Raw genomic sequence first — 21,660 nt, 5'->3', positions numbered from 1 at the left:
CCGCTCTATGTCGAGGCATTTCCGATGACGGAATACTCGATGTACGGCGCGGTCCCGCTTCGCACCATCAAGCAGGCGCTGTTGAACCTGAAAGCAGACGGCAGGCTCAACCGTGCCAAGATGGTCGACCTGACGAACTGCACCTTCGATGGCCATATCTACAACACGCGACGTGTCATGGAAGAATGCCTGGCGATCAAGCCGGATCTTATTTTTCTGTGGGACGAAGCGTGGTTCGGATTTGCGCGGTTCTCGCCGTTCCTGCGTCCGCGCACGGCGATGGGGGCCGCCAACGATATCGAGGCGTGGCTCCACGATCCGCAGTCGGTTGCCGCCTATGAAAAGCAACAGGCCGAACTTGGCGCGACCCCGTCGGACGACACGCTGCTGAACGCGCGTTTGATACCAGACCCGCGCAAGGTGAAGCTACGGGTCTATCAGACGAATTCGACCCACAAGTCGATGTCTGCCCTGCGCCAAGGCTCGATGCTTTTAGTCAAGGATGTCGAGTTCCACACTGTGGAAGCGCAATTTCATGAAGCGGTGTTCACCCACGCCTCGACTAGCCCCAACCAGCAATTGATCGCCAGTCTAGACGTTGCGCGCCGGCAGATGGAGCTGGAGGGCTATGGTCTCGTCCACAACGCGATCGAGATCGCGCTGGCAATTCGCCAGGCGATTGGGCGACACCCGCTGATATCCAAATATTTCCACGTTCTCGGCTCCGACAAGATGGTGCCGGACATGTTCCGCGAGAGTGGGTTCACCGACTTCCTTGATCCCAAGTCAAACTGGGTGGCTGCATGGCGCAGCTTCAAGGAGGATGAATTCTGCCTCGACCCGACGCGCATGACGCTTGTTTGCGGCACGGCGGGATTTGACGGCACGCAATTCAAGAAGCTTCTGGCAGACCGCTACAACATCCAACTCAACAAGACCTCCCGAAATTCCGTCCTGCTGCAATCGAACATCAACAACACGCGCAGCGACGTCGCTCATCTGATCCGCGTGCTGGTCGAAATCAGCAGCGAGATCGATCGGCGGCTGGCCGAGAGCGGTCCAAATGTCCGCAAGGAATTCGATGCAAGGGTGAAGAGCCTGATGACGGATGTCCCAGACTTGCCGAACTTTTCGCATTTCCATGATGCYTTCCGGGCMGATGCCGGACCACGGACCAATGAGGGCGAYATCCGCGGCGGKTTTTACTCGGCCTACAACGCCGAGGGATGCGAGTATATCCGACTGGCGGATCCGGAGATCGACCGGCGGCTGAAGGAAGGCCCTGATCTCGTCTCCGCGAATTTCGTCATCCCTTACCCGCCCGGTTTTCCCATCATGGTGCCGGGGCAGGTGATCACCCAGGAAACGATCGACTTCATGCGCAAGCTCGACGTGAAGGAAATCCATGGCTACGACGCSGCCGAAGGGCTGAAGCTGGTACGTGCAGAAGCGCTGGCGAAACGCACCGGCAAGTCGGCYAAGCGCGCCGGATGATTGATGGAGAGAGCATAAGACAGGAAGATTTCAGGCCGGATCGACCTGAAGTCTGAAGCCGCCAATACATCGAAAAGAAGAGCATATGCCGTACCGCTCGCGCGTTTCCGCACATGCTCTGTCATAGGGACGGGTGACCTCATGATTGATTGGTTCTTCCAGACACTTCGAAGCTATCCGGAGATCGCCATCTTCCTGGCGCTCGCCTTCGGCTACTATTTCGGCTCCTTCACCTATAAGGGTCTGGGGCTCGGGGCTGTCACCGCGACGCTGATTGCCGCAGTGATCATCGGACAGATCGGGATTACGGTTGCGGGGCCGCTCAAGCCGACCTTTTTCCTGATGTTCCTTTTCGCCATCGGCTACGGGGTTGGACCACAGTTCGTGCGCGGCATTTCGCAGGACGGTATACCGCAGGCGTTGTTCTCGGTGGTCGTCTGCCTGTTCTGCCTGGCCGCCGCCTATATCGGGGCGAGGCTGGCCGGCTATGGCATAGGCTCAGCGGCGGGGCTCTATGCCGGTTCGACGACGATCTCCGCGTCGATGGGGCTTGCCACCGACGCCATCAACCGCCTCAATCTTCCACCGGAGGAAACCAAGGCGCTGCTTGACGCCATGCCGGTTGCCTATGCCGTCACCTACATCTTCGGCACCATGGGTTCCGCGATCATTCTCTCCATTATCGGGCCTGCGCTGCTTGGCATCGATCTGGCCGCCGCGTGCAAGCGCTACGAGGAGACGCACGGTGGCAAGAAGGAGTTGGGCGGTCCGGGGACGGCCTGGCACCGGTTCGAATTGCGGGCGTTTCGCGTGCGGGCGGAGGGGCCGATCGTCGGCAGGACCGCGCATGAAGCGGAAGCCATGCTTCCCGACCAGCGCGTGTTCATAGAGGGAATTCGCCGTGGCCAACAGCTCATCGACGCCACCGCCGATACCGTCATCCAGGCTGGCGATATCGTAGCCGTGGCCGGCCGCCGCGAGGTGCTGGTCAATCTGATCGGCGCGACGGCGGAGGAAGTCGATGATCGCGAACTCCTGGCCGTGCCGATAGAAGGCGTCGACGTTTACGTCACCAGCAAAGCGGTCGACGGCATGACACTGGCCGAGCTTGCCAAAGCTCAAGGCGCTCGCGGCGTGTTTCTGCGCAAGATCACCCGTGGGGCAACCGCGACGGATATTCCGATTTTCGCGGACACCAAGCTGCACCGGGGCGATATCGTCAATCTCGTCGGACGCACCCAGGACATAGCGGCGGCGACCAAGATGCTAGGGCGTCCTGACCGCGCGACCGATGTCGCGGATGTGGCGTTCATCGGTGCGGCGATCGCGATCGGCGCTCTGCTCGGCGCATTTGTCTACAGGGTCGGCAGCGTGCCGTTGACACTGTCCACTTCCGGCGGCGCGCTCGCTTCCGGTCTGTTCTTTGGATGGCTCCGTTCGGTGCACCCGACTTTCGGCCGGATTCCGTCGTCGACCGTGTGGTTCATGAATTCCGTCGGCTTGAACATATTCATCGCGGTCGTCGGCATCTCGTCCGGACCGGGCTTTGTGGCGGGGCTTCGGGAGCTCGGCTTCAGCCTGTTCCTCTGGGGTGTCTTCGTCACCACGGTGCCGCTCGTCCTTGCAATGTATGTCGGCAAATACGTGTTTCGTTTCGACGAGGCCTTATTGCTTGGATGCTGCGCGGGGGCACGAACGACGACCGCCGCCCTCGGCATGATCAACGACCGCGCCGGCAGCCAGATTCCGGGGCTCGGCTACACGGTCACCTACGCCGTCGGAAACATATTGCTGACGACCTGGGGCATGGTCCTCGTGATGTTGATGACATAACCGCAAATGACTGACCTTTCACGCAATTCCGACAACAGGAGCAGGTCATGGCTGACGCCCTCACATTACACAAATTCGAGGCTCTTAGTCCTTTCGAGATCAAGGACGAGCTGATCCAGCTGGCAAAGAATTCCTCCAGGACCACCCAATCGGCGTTCCTGAACGCCGGCCGAGGCAATCCCAATTGGGTTGCCACGACGCCGCGCGAGGGCTTCTTCCTTCTTGGGCAGTTCGCCCTTACCGAGTGCAGGAGGGTGATGGAGCACCCGGCTGGACTGGCCGGGATGCCGCAGGCCAAAGATATCGCGGCGCGGCTGGAGGCGTGGCTGAAAAAGCATGACGACATGCCGGGCGCCGGCTTCCTCTCGTCGATGCTGCAATTCGCAACCAAGACATTCAGCTTCGAGCCCGATGCATTCGTACATGAACTCGTCGATTCCATCATCGGCGACAACTATCCGGTGCCGGACAGAATGCTGGTCCACAACGAGCGGATCGTGCACGAATATCTGATGTGGGCGATGTGCGGCAAGCCACGGCCGCCCGGCAAGTTCGATCTCTACGCGGTCGAGGGCGGCACTGCCGCGATGTGCTACATATTCAAAACCTTGAAGGCAAATCGTCTGCTGCATCCTGGCGATACGATCGCGCTCGGAACGCCGATTTTCACGCCGTATCTCGAGATGACGCACCTGGAGGACTACGACCTCAAGGTCGTGCATATCAGAGCGCCGCAGGAAAACCGGTTCCAGTTCACCGACGAGGAAATCAAGAAACTGGAAGATCCGAAGATCAAGGCGTTCTTCGTCGTCAATCCGGGCAACCCGACCGGCATGGCGCTCAGCAGTGAAACCATCGGCAAGCTGACGCACCTGGTGAAGACCAAGCGCCCTGATCTGATGCTGCTGACGGACGACGTTTACGGCACCTTCGTCGACGATTTCCGCTCCTTGCTGGGCGAGCTTCCGCACAACACGATCGGCGTCTACTCCTATTCCAAGTATTTCGGCTGCACCGGCTGGAGGCTCGGCGTCATCGCCGTGCACGAGGACAACATCTACGACACGATGATCGCCAAGTTGGCGGCTGCCGATTTGAAAGCGCTGGACAAACGCTACGGCGCGCTCACGCTAGAGCCGCGCAAGCTCAAGTTCATCGATCGCATCGTTGCCGACAGCCGCGATGTGGCGCTCAACCATACGGCGGGGCTTTCGCTCCCGCAGCAGGTGATGATGAGCCTCTTTTCGCTCAGTGAAATGATGGACGCGGAAAAGCGTTATCAGGCTGCATGCAAGGAGATCGTCCATCGGCGCGCCCGGACCATGATCGACAGCATGGGTCTCCAGGTCGATCCGAACGCGAACTTCGACGCCTATTACGGCCTCATCGATTTCGAGTTCTGGGCGCGCAAGAATATCGGCGACGACGCGGTTGAATACCTAAAGAAAAATATCCACCCGCTCGATCTCGCTTTCCGCTTGGCAGAAGCGCACGGCATCGTGCTTTTGAACGGCGGCGGCTTCGAGGCGCCCAACTGGTCGTTGCGCGTCTCCTTGGCGAACCTGCCCGACGAAGCTTACGAAGATATCGGTCGCGGCGTGCGCGCGATCGCGCGCGGCTACAGGGATGCATTCGAAGCGTCGAAATCAGCCCCGAAGAAGTGAGGGGACTGCAACGCAACGGGCGGCAGTTTGCCACGAGGTCTGGTCCGGACGGTCTTGGTCAGAGGCCGCCCAGCCGGCGTATCGTTGCGGTCTTCGTGGCCGGCGGCCGGCGGTGAATGCGACCCAAGCTCGATTGAAACAGGCGCTCAGACGGCGCATTGCCGTCATGAACTGCAACCAGAGGGAGGCGTACTTCAATGAGGAAGATAACGCGAAAAGCTATGTGGTCGAGCGCGGCCGCGCTTACATCGGTGATGGCGCTGATCTTTGTTTTGGGAGCACCGTCGAACGCAAGCGCCGGTGACGCGGAGGCCAAGGCGCTGCTCAAGGCGATGTCGGATTATCTGGACGCGCAGAAGACCATTTCATTCGGATACGACAGCAATCTGGAGGTCGTTACCAAGGACCACCAAAAACTGTTGCTTGCGAGCTCGGGCACAATTGAAATCGCCCGGCCCGACAAGATCCGTGTCGCCCGAACCGGGGGCTTTGCCGATGTCGAGACGGTTTTCGACGGCAAGACGCTCACCGTGCTGGGCAAGAACCTCAATCTCTACACTCAGGTGGAGGTGCCCGGTACTATCGAACACCTGGTCGATGAATTGAGGGAAAAGCTCCACAAGCCCATTCCCGGCGCCGACCTTCTGCTTCCCAATGTTTACAATGAATTGATGGCCGACGTGGTCGATGTGAAGGATCTCGGCAGCGGCGTGATCGGCGGTAAGGAATGCGATCATCTCGCGTTTCGCAACAAGGACGTCGACTGGCAGATATGGATCGCCCAAGGCGAGCAGCCTTATCCCTGCCGATATATGGTCACGGCCAAGAAGGTTGACCGGGCACCGCAATACAGCATTCAGATCAGGGATTGGAAAACAGGCACTGACGTTGCCGCCGATGATTTCGCCTTCAAAAACGCAACCGGCGCCAAGAAGGCCGACATCGCGGAACTTAAGGATATCGACGAACTACCCGCGCATTTTTCCGTAGGAGGTGGCAAATGACCATAATCAGGAAACTCGGAATTCTTGTGGTGGCCGCGGGCCTGGGATTGACCGGGCTGGATGTAGGCGAGGGGCTTTCGATCCCCGGCATTCATGGCTTCGTCTCGATTGCGGAGGCAAGGGTCGGGCGTCCGCTCACGCCTGTCAGCGTGGCGGGCGTTGCGCGCCGCACGACGCGCCGTTGTGCGGCAGGGGTGTATCACTGCTGAGGGCCCGGCTCGAATGGACGTGTCTCACTTCACGACCTGCTGCGGGTCCGCGTACCGGCAGTCGAATAGCGCTTAGGCAAAAGAGAAAGTGGGAGAGGCAGGCTGAGGCAGGTCTGCCCCGCCCCTCGCGACGCCAACTGCAGAAAGGTCGAAGGTCGTGACAGAGGAAATGGGCAGCGGGCCGCGTGCGAAGAAAATGAGGCGCCTGTTCTTCGCCGCGCTCGTCGAGCAGCTTGGTGTGGTCTGGCCAATCCTGTCCGGGATCATCACGGTAATGCTCGGATGTGGGGCTGCAATTTGGCGCATAGAGGATTGGGGGCTCGGCGAATCCCTCTACTTCACCTTCGTAACGGGACTGACTATCGGCTACGGCGATTTTACGCCGAAACAATTTTCATCTCGAGTCCTGGCATTGGTGATCGGTCTTTGTGGGATCGTGCTGACCGGCCTCATCGCTGCGATCACAGTGAAGGCCCTGAACGCGAGCGATCGGAACAGCACCAAATAGGCGTCCCGGCCTTCCATTCGTTCAATGACAAACGCCTACCACAGGGGCATGTGGCGATTGACGTCCTTATAGAGAAGGTAGCGGAAACGCCCGGGACCACCCGCGTAGCAGGCCTGGGGGCAGAAAGCCCGCAGCCACATGAAGTCGCCGGCTTCGACCTCTACCCAGTCCGTGTTCAGGCGATATACGGCCTTGCCCTCGAGAACATAGAGGCCGTGCTCCATCACGTGCGTTTCCATGAACGGGATGACGCCGCCCGGCTCGAAGGTGACGATGGTTACGTGCATGTCGTAGCGAAGGTCGTCCGGATCGATGAAGCGCGTCGTTGCCCAGCTGCCGTTGGTGTCCGGCATCGCCGCAGGGGCGTGCTGGTCCTCATGGGTGAAGATCGCAGACGGCGCGGCCAAGCCTTCGACTTCCTGGAAAGCCTTGCGAATCCAGTGGAATTTCACCGGAGCGGCGCTCTTGTTCCGCAATTTCCAGGCGGAACCGGCAGGCAGGAAGGCGAACGAACCTGATCGCATCTCGTGCGACGCACTTTCGAACTCGACGGTCATCTCGCCTTCGACGATGAAGAGCACGCTTTCGGCGCGCTTGTCCGGCTCTGGCCTTTCGCTGCCGCCACCCGGCTGCACCTCCATGATGTATTGCGAAAAGGTCTCGGAAAAACCGGTCAACGGGCGGGAAATGACCCAGGCCCGCGTACCATCCCAGTGCGGGAAATAGCTGGTGACGATATCCGTCATCACGCTGCGGGGAATAACCGCATAGGCCGTAGTGAACACAGCCTTACTCGACAGGAGTTCGGTCTGCGGCGGCAGGCCACCCATGCTGGAAAAATATTTGCTGCTGCTCATGAGATCGCTCACACCAAGGAGGTTAGAATTCGGTTCCGGGGTTGCCGACGTTCTAAGCCGTCGATTGGCGAATGCCAAGGACCTGCGATAAAGACCAATAGCGCAGAAGAAGCTGGCTCTCTACTTGCCCCTAACGCCGTTCGATCGACCAGTAGAGCGCTGTCCCGAAATCAACGTCGCAACACGCCCAGCTAGCGGATGACTTTGCCGAGTTCGGCCAGGGCCGAAGCCACGGATCTGGTCGCCGCCTCGAAGGTTTCCGCCGAGCGCTTGTCCTGTTCTTCCTCATCTCCCAATGCCCCGAGCGCGGCGTCGGCCTGTTGCTTGACGACCTCGTCGCTGGCGAGGATGCGCCGGAAGGCGGCGCCCTTGAGGAAGGCCGCGATGCCGGCACGGTCAGCGGCGCGCGCCTCGATCCCTGATTTGAGATCCGCCGTCGCCTCGTCCAGCGCCTGTGCGATCTGTTTTTGAAAATCGTCGAAGACGGCGGCGGAGACCGAAGCCGTCGCATTGACCTTGAAGACAGGGCCATCGGGCACGAAGAGGACGGTACCAGGCTTGAGTTTGGTGAGATCCGCGTGCGGATTGGCTCGCTTGAGCGCGTCCAGCGCCGCATCCGACTGTCCGCCACGAAACCTGCCGTCGAACAGTCGGGCGCTCAAGGTCTGCTGGTCCATGCTCTCTGTCACGACGAATGTTCGCAGCATGTTGGCCTCCCGATGGAAATCAAAGCGTGTCGCAATACCCTTGGTGATTGTTATGCGCGCAGATTGAGGGCATCCCACGGCGGCGGCAATCCGCTGCCCGCCAATGAAATTCCGGCTGTGGTGATGTTCCCGAGCACGGCCGCCGTCTTGGCCGTAGCCCTCGTTATCTGGATGGAAAATTCGTTGCCGGTGACGCGGTTGGCGCTGACAGTCACAACAGGCGTCGCCAGCGTGACGGCGATCTTGCGGTTGATGCGCGCATCCACCCGGTTGTTGTTGAAGAGGCATTGTCCGGCAAGGATGTCCACGGCGGGCGCGTCGCCGCGCGCGTTGAACGCATTCCCGAGAACCGAGCCTTTGGCGCCGCTCTGCTGATCGGTCGCCGCCAGCCCCGCGACCGTGGCTATATAGGGTCGCCCACCGCCAAGCACGAGCAGCCTCGCATTGTCGACCCGCACCGTCGTCAGCATGCCAGTGCGCGCGATCGCGACTTGGGGATCGCTGTCGAGCACGATGAGCGCGCGCCAGTCGCCGTTACTGGGATCGTTCACCTCGACCGCATCCCGATCGACGCGATTCTGGGCGACCTCGAAATCGGCAAGCGGCGCCATCACCATGATGCCGGCGGCGCGGCCGACGAAGTCGCCGGTCGGCGCCACGCCGGTCACCTCGTTGCTCTCCACCCGCGCGCGCTGGACGCCGAAGGTAAGGATCGCGGCTCGAAGCGCAGACGATCGGGCCTCGACACCCAGGCCGCGGATGGAGTTGCCGGCCACGGTCGCCGCCTCCGCGCGAATGACGCCGATGCCGACGACAAGACCGGTCGCATCGACATTCTGCGGTCCGATGTCGCGCAGGTGGTTGTTTTCGATCGAGAGCGAGGCCGAATTGGCGTCGGCGGTCGAGAGTATCCCGTTGCCGCAGCTCTCGATGATGTTGAGCTTGACGATCAGATTGCGCACCGGCGACCCGATCAGGATACCCGCCTGCGCGAAGCCGCTGATCTGGTTGGCCAGGATCTGGCATTGGTTCGAGCCGTTGCGGTCAAGCCCTGTTGTCAGCGCGATGCCGACCTCGGTGCCGGCCCGCTCTGCTTGCGCATTCGCGGTGTTGACGAGCTTGTTGTCGCTGATCCACGCGCCGTCAACGCCGCAGCTGATGGCGCTTCCGGCGATCGAGAACGTGTTGCGGCTGATCGTCATGGAGGAGCCCGAGAACCCTTGACCAAGTGCGCTCACGCCCGTCTGCGCGCATGTGAGTACATCGTTGCCGGCGATGCGCGTATCGAGCAGGTGAAAGACGCTGCCGTTCAGCGTCACAGCCCGCTGCCGGCACCAAAGCACGTTGTCGTCGATCGCCAGGGCGGCCGTGATCAGGACGCTCGCCTGCTCTCCCTCTTCGGCGGGAGCCGTGGGATCGTTGGCCAATATGCCAGTCGACGAAAAAATCGCGTTCTCGCTGATGGACGCCGCAGCAACGACACCTGAAAGCGCAACCGCTGATGCCCGGCCGTCGTTGGTCTCCAGCACTGCGATCAGCAGATGCCGCAGCGACAGGCCGACGGCGGTTTTGACACTGATGGCCGGTTGGCGGCCGAGTGACAGGATTGCAAGTTTCTCGATGCCGATGGCAAGGCAGTTGCGGATAGCAAAGGCGCCCCCGATCGCGGCAATCAGGGTTGCGGGTCCCTGTCCGTGGATGGCGACGGATCGGACGCCGTTGATCTGTACCGGTTCGCGCAGCGTATATTGGCCGGGTCCGAGGCAAACGGTGCCGCCCGTCTGCGCTGCTTTGTTCACTCCGTCCTGGATCGTGAATGCGCCGCTGGCATGCGATTCCGCCGTGACGCACGCGGTGCAGCAGCAGTCTTCGGCGACGCTACCGCCGGGCGGCCAAGGGTGGCGGCAATCGGTGATCGTCCCGGTATCGACATCCCAGATTCCGAGGCGGGCGTAGTGATGGTGAATACCGCGCGGCGGCGAGCGGTCGAGAAGCTCGACCGAGGCGTCGGAGGTTCTAGCCGCAAAGACCCAGTAGTCGCCGGCGCGAAAGCCCCGGGCGCCGGTCGAGGCGAAACGAACGGTGACGCCGTTTTCGAGCAGGATCGTCGTGTCTGCGGCGGGAATGGCGATGACGCCGGTCGAGCCCGCGGCGTCGAGGTTCTGGATCTCGACGGGCGTGCCTCCGGGGTCGGTGCGGAAGACGCGGCCACTCTGATCCCAACGGCGGACGCGGAGATTCCCGAGTTCGGGGAAGGTGTTGTCGGGAAAGGCGGCGGGCAGCATCGTCGCGGGCAGGGCCGGCGTGAACTGGATGCGGCGGGTCGCGGCGACGACGGTGATCTTGCGAATTTCCCCGCAGGCTTGCGAAAACTCGCGCACGTCGTCGATGATTTCCACCCAATCGCCGGTCTTGAAGCTCAGCACGTTGTCGCGACCAAGCGTCGCCAGCTCGAGCTCGGTGCCGGAAATCATGCTCGCCACGCGACTGCCGACGCTGGCATTTTCGCGGGACCATTTGAAGGTCGCGGTACCCGGTTGTCCGGCGTCCTGGATTTCGACCCGATAAAGCTGATTTTCGAGCCCTCGGTAGCCGCCCGTCGGCGGCAGTTCGCAAGGGTCGACCACCGGCACCACGTCGAAGGTGCCGGTGGTCAGCACGCCGGTCGAGGGGGCGATCACGGCTTCCCAGCCGGACAGTTCGCCATCGGGCGACGCGCAAGTCACGTTGCCTCCGGCTTCGTCGCCGAGCGCCCGGACCTGCCAGACGGTTTGCACCCGCGACGTCGTCTCGACACCGACGGCGCTTTCAACAAGATCGGGCTCTTCGAGATGCGTCACCTCGCGGTCCCAGACATCGAGATAAAGGAGGTGACGCCCGGCGGTCGGTAGGGCCGGAGCACTCGGGAGATAGGGCTGCGCCCCATAGGGGATGGGATCTACGAATTGCGGTTCCGCGAGGAGGTCGTCAAACATCCGCTTTGCCGGATCGGTGGAGGCCGCGCCATGGTTTTCCGCAAGCAGGCCGTCGACATAGAGCCTTCCCTTGCCGATCAGGAGGGAGCCGGCCGAGACACTCATCTTGAAGGCATCGGGGGTCGTCGAGGAAACGGTGGCGCGGCCGAGCGTGTCGCTGGCAAGCGCGCGCAGGCGCCGGTCGAGCACATCCACCAACTCATTCGCATCCGCATCGAGCAGGACGCCGCCCTGCTTCAGCTCGACGCCTGCGTAGTTTAGCAGCGGGTTCAGGCGCACTCTCGAAAAGTCGGTACCCATGATGATTCCTCCAGAGTGGTTTCCGCTTAGAACCAGAAGATGACGCCGTTCGCGTCATCCTCTAGCTGGCGTAGAAAATGCCCGCATGCAGACCAAAGCGCAGATATTCGTCGAGGCGGATGCCTAGGTTCGTTTCCCGTTGCGGCTGGAACAGGTCATGGAGAACGCCCATCTCGCTCTCGTCGTCGGCGCCGGTGCGGATCGACGGGTCGGTCGCGCTCCGCAGTTGGCCGTAGCCCGGATCGCCATAGCGCAACGACGTGAATTGCGGGACGGCAAAGGGATGATCCTCGTCCGGGATGCACCGGTATCGTCGCGGCGCGATGGAGCCGGAGGGCACGAAACTGAAGCGCATGCACCCTTCCTGACGACGCTCGGCGATAACTGGCGCACGCCAGGTTTCGCCTGGTGCTGGGCCGAGCCTTGCAAAGAAAATGGTGTTGGATGCGAGCTCGATCAGTTTCGCGTGCACCTTTCCGACAAGCGTGCATTCGGAAACGGTGAGCGTCCCGCCTGGCCCACCGGTATTGTCGCCTGCATAGGCGACACCCTCGGGCGCGCCGGCGTCGACGATGCAGTCCGTCAGCGTGATGTCGGCGTCGCCGACGACGACAATCGGCCCCGAGATGCAGCGCTCCAGCGAGACCTTGGCGAATGGATGTTCGACGATCAGGCTCGGAACGCCCGGCGACACGGCGCTGCCATCGGGATTGAGGGTGAGGCCCGGAACCAGGGTGCAGTCCCGCAATACCAATTCGCGCGGTTCGTCGTCCGCAGCCGCGGCTAGCCGCAGCGTGCCGCCGCTGAAAACCATGCCCTCGAGTACAAGGCGTCCGCGCGCGCCGATCGACAGCGAAATGTCGCCGGTCGCCGCGATCAAGGGCCGCGTCGGGTTGCGCGCGGCCACCACGACCTCGATGCCGGGAGCGCCGACCGAAAGGACGTCATCGATCTTCAAGACCGGGGTTTGCGCATAGGTCAGGCTGTCGCCGATCAGCAGCCGGCCGCCGGCGGAAATGGCGTCGAGGGCGGGCTGCAGTGGGTCGCCGTTGGCTACAGTCTGCTGCATGGCGAGCGCGCTGCCGTCAGGCGTGCGCTCGTATTCGCCGCCGCCGATCGCGCTCGGCGTGCCGTAGTGGAACGTGGCGAGCAGCGGGCCGTCCGCGGGAGCGCCGAGCAGGACGCGGCCTCGCTCAGGATCGAAGCCGATCGTGCCGGCGGCCACGGCTGTCTCGTGGTTCCAGCCGATGACGGCGCCGCCGCCATCCACAATATCGCGCAGGTCGCAAACCCGGACTTCGGTGACCGAGACCGGCACCGGCGGCGTGCCCGGCCGCAGGAAGACGATGCTCTCGCCGTCTCCATAGTCGTCGTCAAGCACGGCATCCGGGGCGGGTACGGTGCTTGCCTGCGCCGCCTCGATGCTTAGCGCCATAAGGCGTACCGAGAGCGGTTCGGGCACGTTGATCGGCTCGGAAAGATGGCTGATGTCGTCTTCCGTGCGCGAACGCCGGAACAGGCGCAGGTCCGCGCCGAGTGGGTTGACGCGGAATTTGCGGCCGCTGGCGTCTCCGGGATCGGGCACGAGCGGCAACGCCGTTAGTCGCATTGCCAAAAGGCGCCAGAGGAAAATGCCGATATTGGGAATGTTGTAGCGGCCGGCGCGTGTCTCGGGCCTGCGCATTTCGGCGGTGCGGGCAAAGGTCTCGAAAGCGCCCCCGACGCGAAAGGTGGCGGCAATGTCGCGCAGATCGGCCGTGGCTTTGGCATGGGGGCGGATGTGCTTCATGTACTGCGTGGTGGCCAGCAGCTCGAAATATTCGACAGCGTGCGCCGGCCAGTCGGTGACGTCGCTCGCCAGTTGTTCGAGCATCAGCGCCGTGCCCTTGCGCCTGCGATAGCCGATCGTGTTGGCAACTTCGGCACGCGGCGAGGCGATCTTCGGAGCAACGCCGTGCAGCGGACGATAGCCGATGAGGTCGCCGATATAGGGCGCGACCCAGTCGGCGCAGGTCTCGATGAACTGGTCGTCGTAGAGCTGCTCGACATTCTCCTCGAGCGCCGCGAATTGCTGGGCGAAGGCGGCAAGCAGGGCGCGAAGCGGCTCGCCCTCTTCGGCGTCGCGCAGGCGATAGACGGCCGGCAGCAGGGAATAGAGGCGTTCGGCGGTCAAGGTGCTCATGCCATCACCTCCAGCTGATCGAGCGGCGCCGGATCGAGCGTCAGCAACTCGGCAGCGCGGGCAATGCCCGTCTCGACGCGCATGCGGGAGGCGAGCAGCCGCGCCTGAAGCGACACCAGTGTCTGCGCCACCGGCTGCGTGCCGCCGTAGAGACGCGAGAGATCGACCGCGATGACGCCTGGCACGGCCTGGACCACTGCAATGACATCGGATTGCTGCACGGGTTGACCGAGATCGCGGGCATCGAAAGAGAAATGCGCCCGCAGAGCCGCTTCGACGGCCGACAGCACCGTGGCGGTGGCGTAGGCAGGATCGACCTTGACCCGCAGGCCGAGCCGGAAAGTACTCGCCTGATGGCTGAGCAGCGTCACGTCGACATGGGGATCGCCGCTGGCTTTAAGGGCCGCCAGCAGGTTCTGCCAGACGGGACTTGCCGGGGTCAACACGACACCATCGGGCGCTGCCAGCGTGATCGCGACGGTCCGGCCAAAGCGCGGCTGCAGGACTTGCGCCGTAGCCTTTGCGATCCCGCTGAAGGCGCGCGCGAAATCCTCATAATCGAGCAACGACACGGCGCGGCCGAGCGTGCGCGTCACCAGTGGTATCGTTTGGCGCGCGTCATCCGCAGGCTCGGGGTCCGTGCCGCCCTCGGCGGGGAGGGGATTGCTGACGCTCTTCAGCCCCAGCGGCCGCGTCATCAGTTGCGTCAATTTCTCGGGTGCGACGTTGCCCTCGGAGCCGAGACCCTTGCGATAGGCGGCGCGGATGTTGTTGACGCCGCTCGGCAGACGCGCACCGCGCAGGCCGTCGCCGAAGGTCACGAAATTGCGGCCCTGTTCGTCGGTTTCGAGCGTAAATGAGCGGGCCGTCGGCTTGGCCCCGAACATCGTCGGGAGCTCCGTCCATGCGACTTCGCCGACGCGAACGGTGAGCTCCGCCGCGGCACCGATCTCGTTGCTGGCCGCCCGGTAGGTCAGTGGCAGCTGTTTTAGCTCGAAACGCTGGAAACTCTGGCTTGCATTGCCCGCGCCCAAGATCTGGAAGACGGACTCGCCGTGCGAGGCAAGCGCGACATTCGCGTAGACTATGACGCTGGCGCGTATGAGAGAGGCGTTAAGCGGCGGCGTGATTTCCAGTTCGCACTGGACGCTGCCAAGCGGATGGGCCGCAACCAGCGTCGCTTCGACCGTGACGGCCTTTGCGTCCTTGGCTCGGGTTCCCTTGATGATGAGGCGGCGACCGGGCAGCAGGCCTGCGGCGCTGATATTGACGGGGATCTTGTTGCCGCCGACGGCGGTGGCGACCGGTCGCTGTGCAAGCTGTAGCAGCTCGGATTTGCCATACACGGATGTTTCCCGAACCTGCGATAGGAAAACGGTATCCAGGTTGTTGCCGGCAAGTTCCAACCGTGTGACCTTGTTGGCTATGGCAAAGCCAGCGCGTGATACCTCGCTGGTGCCGGTGACGCGATAGAGATCCACGCTGGTGCCACTGGGAAACGCCTCGTCCGCCCGATTGAAGCCGCCCTTGGCCAGAATGGCGAGGCTCCGGCGCTCGACTGCACTTGGCACGTCGGCGGCGATGTCAGACTGGAGACTGTCGAGGTCAACAGCGCCGCCGGCGGCGGTCGCGCCGATCTCGCTGACGACAAAGCCCGGCCACTCCGGATCGTTCATACCGCCGCCGAATTTGGCGACGTAGTCCACGCGGAACCGCACATCCATGCTGCGCCATACCGGCGCGTTGTTGCCGAACACCGCCGCGCGCTTGCGTAGGGCGAAGATGAAGATCGGAGTGGCGGGGCTGGAGACGGGCAGAGTCGAGCCAAGTCCCCGAGCCCAGGTCACCCGCGTCCGGTCGTTGTCGCTGTCGGGTGCCACATCGGTAATCAGCCTGAAATCCCAATTGTCGTCGTTGATCCCGTTGAGGTAGGCAGCGCCGACGAAGAGCAGCGCGTCGCCCGGTTTCAGTTGCGTGGCGACGCCCGCGAACCACGCCTCCTTCTCGCCTTGCCCTGGAAAATGCGGCTCGGAGAGCCATGGCCGGATGGCGTTCCAGGCGGGCCGCGCATCGGCAAGCGTCTCGACCAACTCGAACGTCTGCGGTTTTTCATTGGGTCCGGGGACGCTTTGCACCTTGAGCCCGGTTTCGAGCGTCAGGCTTGTCGGCACGCCGGTGACGAAATTGCCTGGCTCGGGGGCGAGATTGGAGGGCGGGGCGGGCGGCGTATCGAGGGCGAAGGCGAGCCATGTCTCTGCGGTCACACCCGGCCGCAGGCGATAGCCGACAAGCTTACCCATCTCCTGGAGCGAAATGCGTTCGACCGCCGTGCGCAAATAGGATTCGTTCGCCAGGCGCTCCTGATAGAAGGTCAGGACGTCCGCCGAGCAGGCAAAGGCGTCGATGAGCGCGATCGAAAAGTCGTCATCGTCGCGAGAGCGTAACTGCGAAAGACCGGAAAAAGCCGAGGACGACAGCGCCGCATGCAGGCTCTCACGGAACTGCGCATAGTTGCCGATGCGATAATGGATCGCCGACAGCCCGCCACGATTAAAGAGCGCTTGCGGGGTTTCCGCCTCGATCCCCTCGCAACAGCCGCAACATTCGCTGCCGGCGGCAAGCGGAAGGATATGGGGTTTCAGGTCAGGTACGGGCGCGCTCATTTGCCGCCTCCAGCGCTGAGCGTGAGGCGGCCGCGCTCGCGGAAATTGGGATTGTTGGCAAGCTCGGCGATTTCCAGGCTGCCGATGTCGATCACGCCGTTGTCGAGCGATATGGGATCGGGATTGGTGAGACGCTGGAAACGGTCGGGACGCACGGATTCGACCCCCTCCACCGCCTGTGCCGCCGCGATCACCCGGCTGAGATAGGCCGACTGCCCGAAGGTGAAATTGTCGGGATGGAAGAGCCCGAGGGACCCGTCCGCCAGGACATCGCTCGACAGCACCTTTTCAACGGCATGGAGCACGTCAGCGCGGAAATAGTGGTCCTCGACGCAGATGTGCAGCGCGACATCGAGCGGTACATAGCGCGGTGGCTTCACATCGAGATCGTAGCCTGCCATGCGGAAGCGTTCGAGATGACGGCGCAGGCGTGTGGCGAACGTGCCGTCGATCTCGCCGCCGCCGAAGCGATCCGGCGTGACGAAAACGGTATGCCAGCTCCCCGTCCAGCGGAAGGTCGCCGCCGCCCGCTGAACATCGGGCCGGCGTTCGGCGGCAGCGGCGTAGTCGGCCGCGGTCACGGCGCGCTCCTGCGTCCGGAAGGCTTGCGGCGCGTCGCGACGCACGGTCTCGATGCTCTCAGGATCGGTGCCGCCGGCTGCCGGCATGGGATTGCTGAGCGCGCTGAACGTGCCGTTGACGGAGCTGACGATATGGGCGATCGCCTCGGCTCCGACATTTCCCGTCGCGCCGTTGCCAACGCGGTAGTTTGCCACAAAGCCAGTGCCGGGATCGGGGCGCTTGCCGCGCTCGTCGTCGCCGAAACGCAACCTCGCCTGACCGCTGTTTTCGACCTCCACAATGAAGTCCGTGGCCGCGGCACCGCTCGATAGCAGATCGCGGCGATGTGTCCAGGATTCGATCACCGTGCCGAGCGTCCCGGTCAGTCGGGGGACCAGCGGCGTTGCCGTGCGCGCGTCGATCAAGAGGAGGGAGCTTGCGGGCCACCAGGCCTCGTCGGCGTTGACCGGAACCGCGAGAAGGCTCGGCAGATCGAAGCCGTGCGACAGCGGCTCGTTCTTGAGGGCAGGGCGAAAACGTGGCGGCACGGGTTGGGCTTCCGGCGCCTCGCAACTGCATCCGGCAGTTGCCTGTGCCACGAATAGGGCGGGCTCGGGTACCTCGCCCAGGCTTTCCCCGGCAACCGTCATCCCATGGTCGGCGAGCACGATATTGCCGAGCGCGACACTGATCTCCAGGCCCGGCCGCTCCTCCACCGACAGGCACAAGGCAAATGGCAGGGCGTCGGCGGCGTCCCAGGTGATGCTGGTGACGTCGACCGGACCATCGACGGGCGGTTCATCGAAGAGCTGGCCGGATGGATCGGCGGCAAGCTTCACGTTCGTCAGGCGCACGGCGCAGCGATGCGTCAGGTCCGCGTCCCCTCCGACGAACGTCGTCGGGCTGACCACTTCCTCGAAGATCAGGATGTCGCCGACTTGCAGAGTGTCGAAACTGCCCCGGAGGGTGGCGCTGGTGCTGCCCTTCGGCAGGCAGCAGCCGTTGTCGCCCCAACTGTAGAAGGATAATCGATTGTGCCGTTCGTCCAGCAAGGCGTCATGCGCGGTCTCAAAGACGAGCGCGCCGGCCATGAGCGCCTTGGTCAGATCCAGACTGCCGGGCGCGACAACCGGCCCCAATTCCGGGGTCCGGGTCAGCAATTGCGTGGCCCGCGCCAGCGCCACGCCTTGGCCGATGACGTCGAAATGCACGAAGGCGCGCGCGTTGCAGCCCTCGTGCATGAAATAGTCCACGAGCCGCGCATGACGGCGCACCGAAACGCGCTGCCGGGCGGTTGCAAGATAGGCCTCGTTGGCGATCGCATCCTGCCGGTAGGACAGATTATCGGCGGCATAGGCGAGCAGTTCGACCAGCATCACGCCAAGATCGGCCGGCGAGCGCTCGGTCCAGCCGGGCGTGAGCAGGCTCAGGCGGTCGAGCATCAGTCGGCGGAAACCCTGATAGTCCTTGGCCAGGTAGTCGATGTCAGGCCGCGCGCCGATCTCCGGCGGGCAGATATGCGCATCCGCGCAATCGAAGTCCGCCGGGCATTCTACCTTGAACGAGAAATCGATCGACGAAAGGATCGGGTCGAAGCCGTTCGGAGGGCTGTCGCTGCCGGAATTGGTGACGATGCTGAGCGTGTAGGTGGAGAAATCGCCCGAACTGTCCGTGCGGATCACCAGCGTCCTCGACAGGTCGTCCACGGTGTCGACGAGATCGGGCTCGGCTTCGGGCGGCAGGGCATCGGCCGGCGCGCACCAGACTATCCCGACAGTGCGGATACGCTCTCCGCCCGCGATGCGCAGATTGTCGGGCGTAATCGTGAAGCCGGGACGCAGCAGCCGCACGAACAGGGTCTGCTGACGTGGCGCGCCGGGGGGCGTGTCCCGGTCCAGCACCTCTATGAAGTCGATGGCGTTGGCGGTGCCGTGGCGCCGGAGCACGTCGAGGCGGCGGAGGTCGCAGCAATGAAATTTCATGGCGTCCCTCCCGGCGCAGAGAAGATCGCGCTGTGCGTGGTGCGGTCCTGTAGCACGGTGTAGACGACGCCGACACGCAAGGCCGCGTCGTCGTTCACCACCTCGACTGCCTGTACGGCGATGAGGTGCGAGAGGTAGAGCTGCAGCGAGCCCTGAACAAGCATCTGCGTGGCGGCAGCGACCGTCTCGCTGTTCGGCTCGAACACGAGAGCAAGCAGGCCTGCGCCGAAGTCCGGGCGCATGACGCGCTCGCCGGGGGCAGTGAACAGCACCTGTTGGATCAGGTCGCGGATATGGTCGTCGCGATCGGTCGTGGCGGTGCGGCCGAGGCTGGAAAAGTGATAGGGAAAGTCGACGTCGCCTGCCATCTCGCATCCCTCCTCAAGTCGCGATAACGCGCGTCTGCGCCACGACCGGCACCATCGGCGTTCCTGTCGGCACGCACACGGAGCTTCCGCTCATCGTCACGACCGGCGCTCCGCCGGCGGTCACCCGCAACGCCCCGACCAGCCACTGCCCGGTTGCGCAGGGTGGTGCGGGCGTCCCGGTCAACGCGCAGCCGGCCACCGCGTAGGGGCTCGTCAGCGTCACCGCCGGCTGGCCCGAGAGCAGGACGCGGGGGAAAGGCGAAAGCGGCGTCGCCTGCCCCGCGTGGGTGCACAGGACGGTGGCGCCGAGATGCAGGATGGGAGCTGGCATCGGTCCCAATCTCCCTAGATCACCGTCAACGCGCCGAGATTCACGTCCACCGTCGGACCAGTCATGGTGATGATCGCTCCCTTGTTGTTGGAAATGGTGATGCCGACATCGCTCACGGAGATGAAGGCCCCGGTCGCGGTCTTGATCAGGATGCCGCCGGTCGGGCCTGGCAAGTCGCTGATGACGATGCCGTTCGTAAGCGTCGTCTGCATGGTGATGCCGTTGATGCCGGGCGGAACCATGTGCGACAACGCAGGTACTTCGGCAGCACTACCCCAATAGCCTCCGACCCAAATCGGGTAGTCTGGATCGCCGCGCTCGAACTCGATCCAGACGCCGGACCCGATCATCGGCACCGTGAAGACGCCGGTGTTGATCCCGGCGACCGGCAGGCAGGGCATCGCCCATGTACTGGGGATAAAGCCGGCCACATCAGGCACCATTGCCTGTATCCGTCCTGTCTGCAGCGGATCGATATTGTTGACCACGGTCCCGCGGTACTTTCCGAAGAGTGGGGCCGTGCTCATGTCGGCACCGATGGCAGGGTGGAGACCAGCCCGTTGCGGGCGAGCGTAAAGCCCTGCTTGTAGGAGCCGCGCTCGATCTCGTGGGTGACGGTTTTTACAAAATAGAGACCGTCGAACGGCAGGCCGGCGCCGCGCACCCCGACCAGCTGGCGCGACTTCAAGAGCCGGCCGTACCTCGCGACGTCCAGAGTACCCCTACCGAAGACAGAATCGCTGTTCTGACCCGCGAAGGCAAGGCCCGCCATCAGCGCCTGCGGTGCGGCGAGATGGGCCGTCGCGTCGAGCTTCTCGATCTTCGGCGGCAGCGGCGGCACCAGGCCGAGCGGCGGATTTAGCGGGGTCACGTCGGGGATCGGCAGGCCGATCGGTGCCTTGCTGTTCGGCTCCTGGAAGAACACGATCGGGATTTTCTTGCGTTCCTTGTCGAAGGTGAAGGAGAGCTGTTCGACATTGCTGTGTGAATCCATATTGGTCGTCAGCGCCGGCTGCGGTTCGCCGACGCGGATTTCCGGCCCCCAATAGGCTTTCGACGTGCCTGGCGAGGGACCTGGTTCGAGATAAAAGACGTAGCCGGCCTCGTTGGCGAGCTTCTTCAGATAGGCATAGTCGCTGCCACGCTGCTGTGGAATTTGCTGCACCGGCAGCGGCGGGATGTCGAGAATGCTAGGGATCACCATCGGGATGACGCCGAAGGCCGCATACTTTGCCAGTACCAGCAATATGCGCGCGGACGGCGGCATGGCCGGGAAGGGCAGGCCGGGAATTTCGATGATATCCATCAGCGCGGTAAGATCCTTGCCTTTGACGACGAGCCTTGAGACGCCGCCCTGGCCCGGCTGCATTTCCACATTGGTTGTCACCCCGTCGATGATCGAATGGGCGCCGCCGTTGATCGTGACCACGAACACAACCCGCATCAGCGGCAGGCTGCCGCCGCCGGTGAGCAGGAAGAGCGTGCGCAGTGGCGAGCGCGCCGGCAGCTCGAAGGTCATCTCGAAGCCGCTTTGCGTGCCGCCGGAACCGTCCTCGACCTTGGCATGCACCAGCGCGTCCAGCAGTTCGCGCGGCGCTGGCAGGGGCACCGGTCCGATCCTGAGCGAGAGCTGTACGCCGCCTTGCATGGTCGCATCCCCTTCCTAAGCACCCGGAGGCAGCGGGATCGCCACCCGGCGCGCCAGCGTATCGGTAAGTTCGAACGGGTCGGTCACGGCGTTCGCATCGGCGATCCGCCAATAGAGTTCGGCATCACCAAAGGCTTGTGCCGCAAGAATGTCGGGCCGTTCGCCACTCTGGACGATGTGCTCGAAGGCAACCGTGATGTCCTTCTGCTGCGGGATGAAACGGCGCAGCACGTAGGGGACACCGGGATCGTTTGCGTCGCGTTGGTAGAGCCCCAGAGCGACGTCGCGGTAGCGGCTGTTGGACGAAAACGGGTTCGAGGGAATGGCGCCCGCCTCGATCAGCAGTTGGACCGGATCCGTCGTGGTCATCGCTT

The 21,660-nt window shown here is 63.3% G+C and carries 16 protein-coding genes and 1 pseudogene; 6 read left to right on the top strand and 11 right to left on the bottom strand.

Annotated elements, in window-relative coordinates:
* The 6 genes and pseudogenes from AB4048_RS11090 to AB4048_RS11065 form a co-directional block, all read left to right on the top strand.
* Positions 1-1,494, top strand: a pseudogene (locus AB4048_RS11090) (decarboxylase); the annotation flags it as partial.
* Between the two features lie 141 nt (positions 1,495-1,635).
* Positions 1,636-3,327, top strand: coding sequence for an aspartate-alanine antiporter (aspT, locus tag AB4048_RS11085; RefSeq protein WP_442202002.1), 1,692 nt, complete (start codon positions 1,636-1,638; stop codon positions 3,325-3,327).
* A 47-nt stretch (positions 3,328-3,374) separates the two neighbouring features.
* Complete coding sequence (locus tag AB4048_RS11080) at positions 3,375-4,991, top strand: bifunctional aspartate transaminase/aspartate 4-decarboxylase (RefSeq protein WP_442202001.1); 1,617 nt, start codon at positions 3,375-3,377, stop codon at positions 4,989-4,991.
* A 221-nt stretch (positions 4,992-5,212) separates the two neighbouring features.
* On the top strand, positions 5,213-5,995 hold the full coding sequence (locus AB4048_RS11075; protein WP_442202011.1) for a DUF2092 domain-containing protein: 783 nt from the start codon (positions 5,213-5,215) through the stop codon (positions 5,993-5,995).
* On the top strand, positions 5,992-6,204 hold the full coding sequence (locus tag AB4048_RS11070; protein ID WP_442202000.1) for a hypothetical protein: 213 nt from the start codon (positions 5,992-5,994) through the stop codon (positions 6,202-6,204). Before AB4048_RS11075 ends, AB4048_RS11070 begins: the two co-directional genes overlap by 4 nt.
* 196 nt (positions 6,205-6,400) lie before the next feature.
* A complete protein-coding gene (locus AB4048_RS11065; RefSeq protein WP_442202010.1) occupies positions 6,401-6,712 on the top strand; it encodes a potassium channel family protein in 312 nt (103 codons plus the stop codon).
* Positions 6,713-6,747: 35 nt separating this feature from the next.
* Here the strand turns inward: AB4048_RS11065 and AB4048_RS11060 are convergent, their stop codons facing one another.
* The 11 genes from AB4048_RS11060 to AB4048_RS11010 form a co-directional block, all read right to left on the bottom strand.
* Positions 6,748-7,569, bottom strand: a complete 822-nt coding sequence (locus tag AB4048_RS11060; RefSeq protein ID WP_442201999.1) for a bifunctional allantoicase/(S)-ureidoglycine aminohydrolase — start codon at positions 7,567-7,569, stop codon at positions 6,748-6,750.
* A gap of 191 nt (positions 7,570-7,760) precedes the next feature.
* Positions 7,761-8,276 carry a hypothetical protein gene (locus tag AB4048_RS11055; RefSeq protein WP_442201998.1) on the bottom strand — a complete coding sequence of 172 codons (516 nt, stop codon included), beginning with the start codon at positions 8,274-8,276 and terminating at the stop codon, positions 7,761-7,763.
* A 50-nt stretch (positions 8,277-8,326) separates the two neighbouring features.
* Positions 8,327-11,551 carry a DUF6519 domain-containing protein gene (locus tag AB4048_RS11050; RefSeq protein ID WP_442201997.1) on the bottom strand — a complete coding sequence of 1,075 codons (3,225 nt, stop codon included), beginning with the start codon at positions 11,549-11,551 and terminating at the stop codon, positions 8,327-8,329.
* Between the two features lie 61 nt (positions 11,552-11,612).
* On the bottom strand, positions 11,613-13,733 hold the full coding sequence (locus AB4048_RS11045; protein WP_442201996.1) for a hypothetical protein: 2,121 nt from the start codon (positions 13,731-13,733) through the stop codon (positions 11,613-11,615).
* A complete protein-coding gene (locus AB4048_RS11040) occupies positions 13,730-16,396 on the bottom strand; it encodes a putative baseplate assembly protein (protein WP_442201995.1) in 2,667 nt (888 codons plus the stop codon). Before AB4048_RS11040 ends, AB4048_RS11045 begins: the two co-directional genes overlap by 4 nt.
* Complete coding sequence (locus tag AB4048_RS11035; protein WP_442201994.1) at positions 16,393-18,939, bottom strand: putative baseplate assembly protein; 2,547 nt, start codon at positions 18,937-18,939, stop codon at positions 16,393-16,395. The genes AB4048_RS11040 and AB4048_RS11035 overlap by 4 nt, the downstream gene beginning before the upstream one ends.
* Complete coding sequence (locus AB4048_RS11030; protein WP_442201993.1) at positions 18,936-19,307, bottom strand: GPW/gp25 family protein; 372 nt, start codon at positions 19,305-19,307, stop codon at positions 18,936-18,938. The genes AB4048_RS11035 and AB4048_RS11030 overlap by 4 nt, the downstream gene beginning before the upstream one ends.
* Positions 19,308-19,320: 13 nt before the next feature.
* Positions 19,321-19,638 carry a hypothetical protein gene (locus tag AB4048_RS11025; RefSeq protein ID WP_442201992.1) on the bottom strand — a complete coding sequence of 106 codons (318 nt, stop codon included), beginning with the start codon at positions 19,636-19,638 and terminating at the stop codon, positions 19,321-19,323.
* Between the two features lie 14 nt (positions 19,639-19,652).
* Complete coding sequence (locus AB4048_RS11020; protein ID WP_442201991.1) at positions 19,653-20,165, bottom strand: phage baseplate assembly protein V; 513 nt, start codon at positions 20,163-20,165, stop codon at positions 19,653-19,655.
* Positions 20,162-21,286 carry a hypothetical protein gene (locus tag AB4048_RS11015; RefSeq protein WP_442201990.1) on the bottom strand — a complete coding sequence of 375 codons (1,125 nt, stop codon included), beginning with the start codon at positions 21,284-21,286 and terminating at the stop codon, positions 20,162-20,164. Before AB4048_RS11015 ends, AB4048_RS11020 begins: the two co-directional genes overlap by 4 nt.
* Before the next feature lie 15 nt (positions 21,287-21,301).
* Positions 21,302-21,655: a Base plate wedge protein 53 gene (locus AB4048_RS11010; protein WP_442201989.1), complete on the bottom strand. Its 354-nt coding sequence runs from the start codon at positions 21,653-21,655 to the stop codon at positions 21,302-21,304.
* Positions 21,656-21,660 lie beyond the last annotated feature (5 nt).

Origin of the sequence: Rhizobium sp. RAF56 (genome assembly GCF_052113965.1) — a bacterium.
GTDB lineage: Bacteria > Pseudomonadota > Alphaproteobacteria > Rhizobiales > Rhizobiaceae > Rhizobium.
The sequence above is the reverse complement of the archived record's forward strand: the minus strand, read 5'-3'. Positions and strand labels throughout refer to the sequence as shown.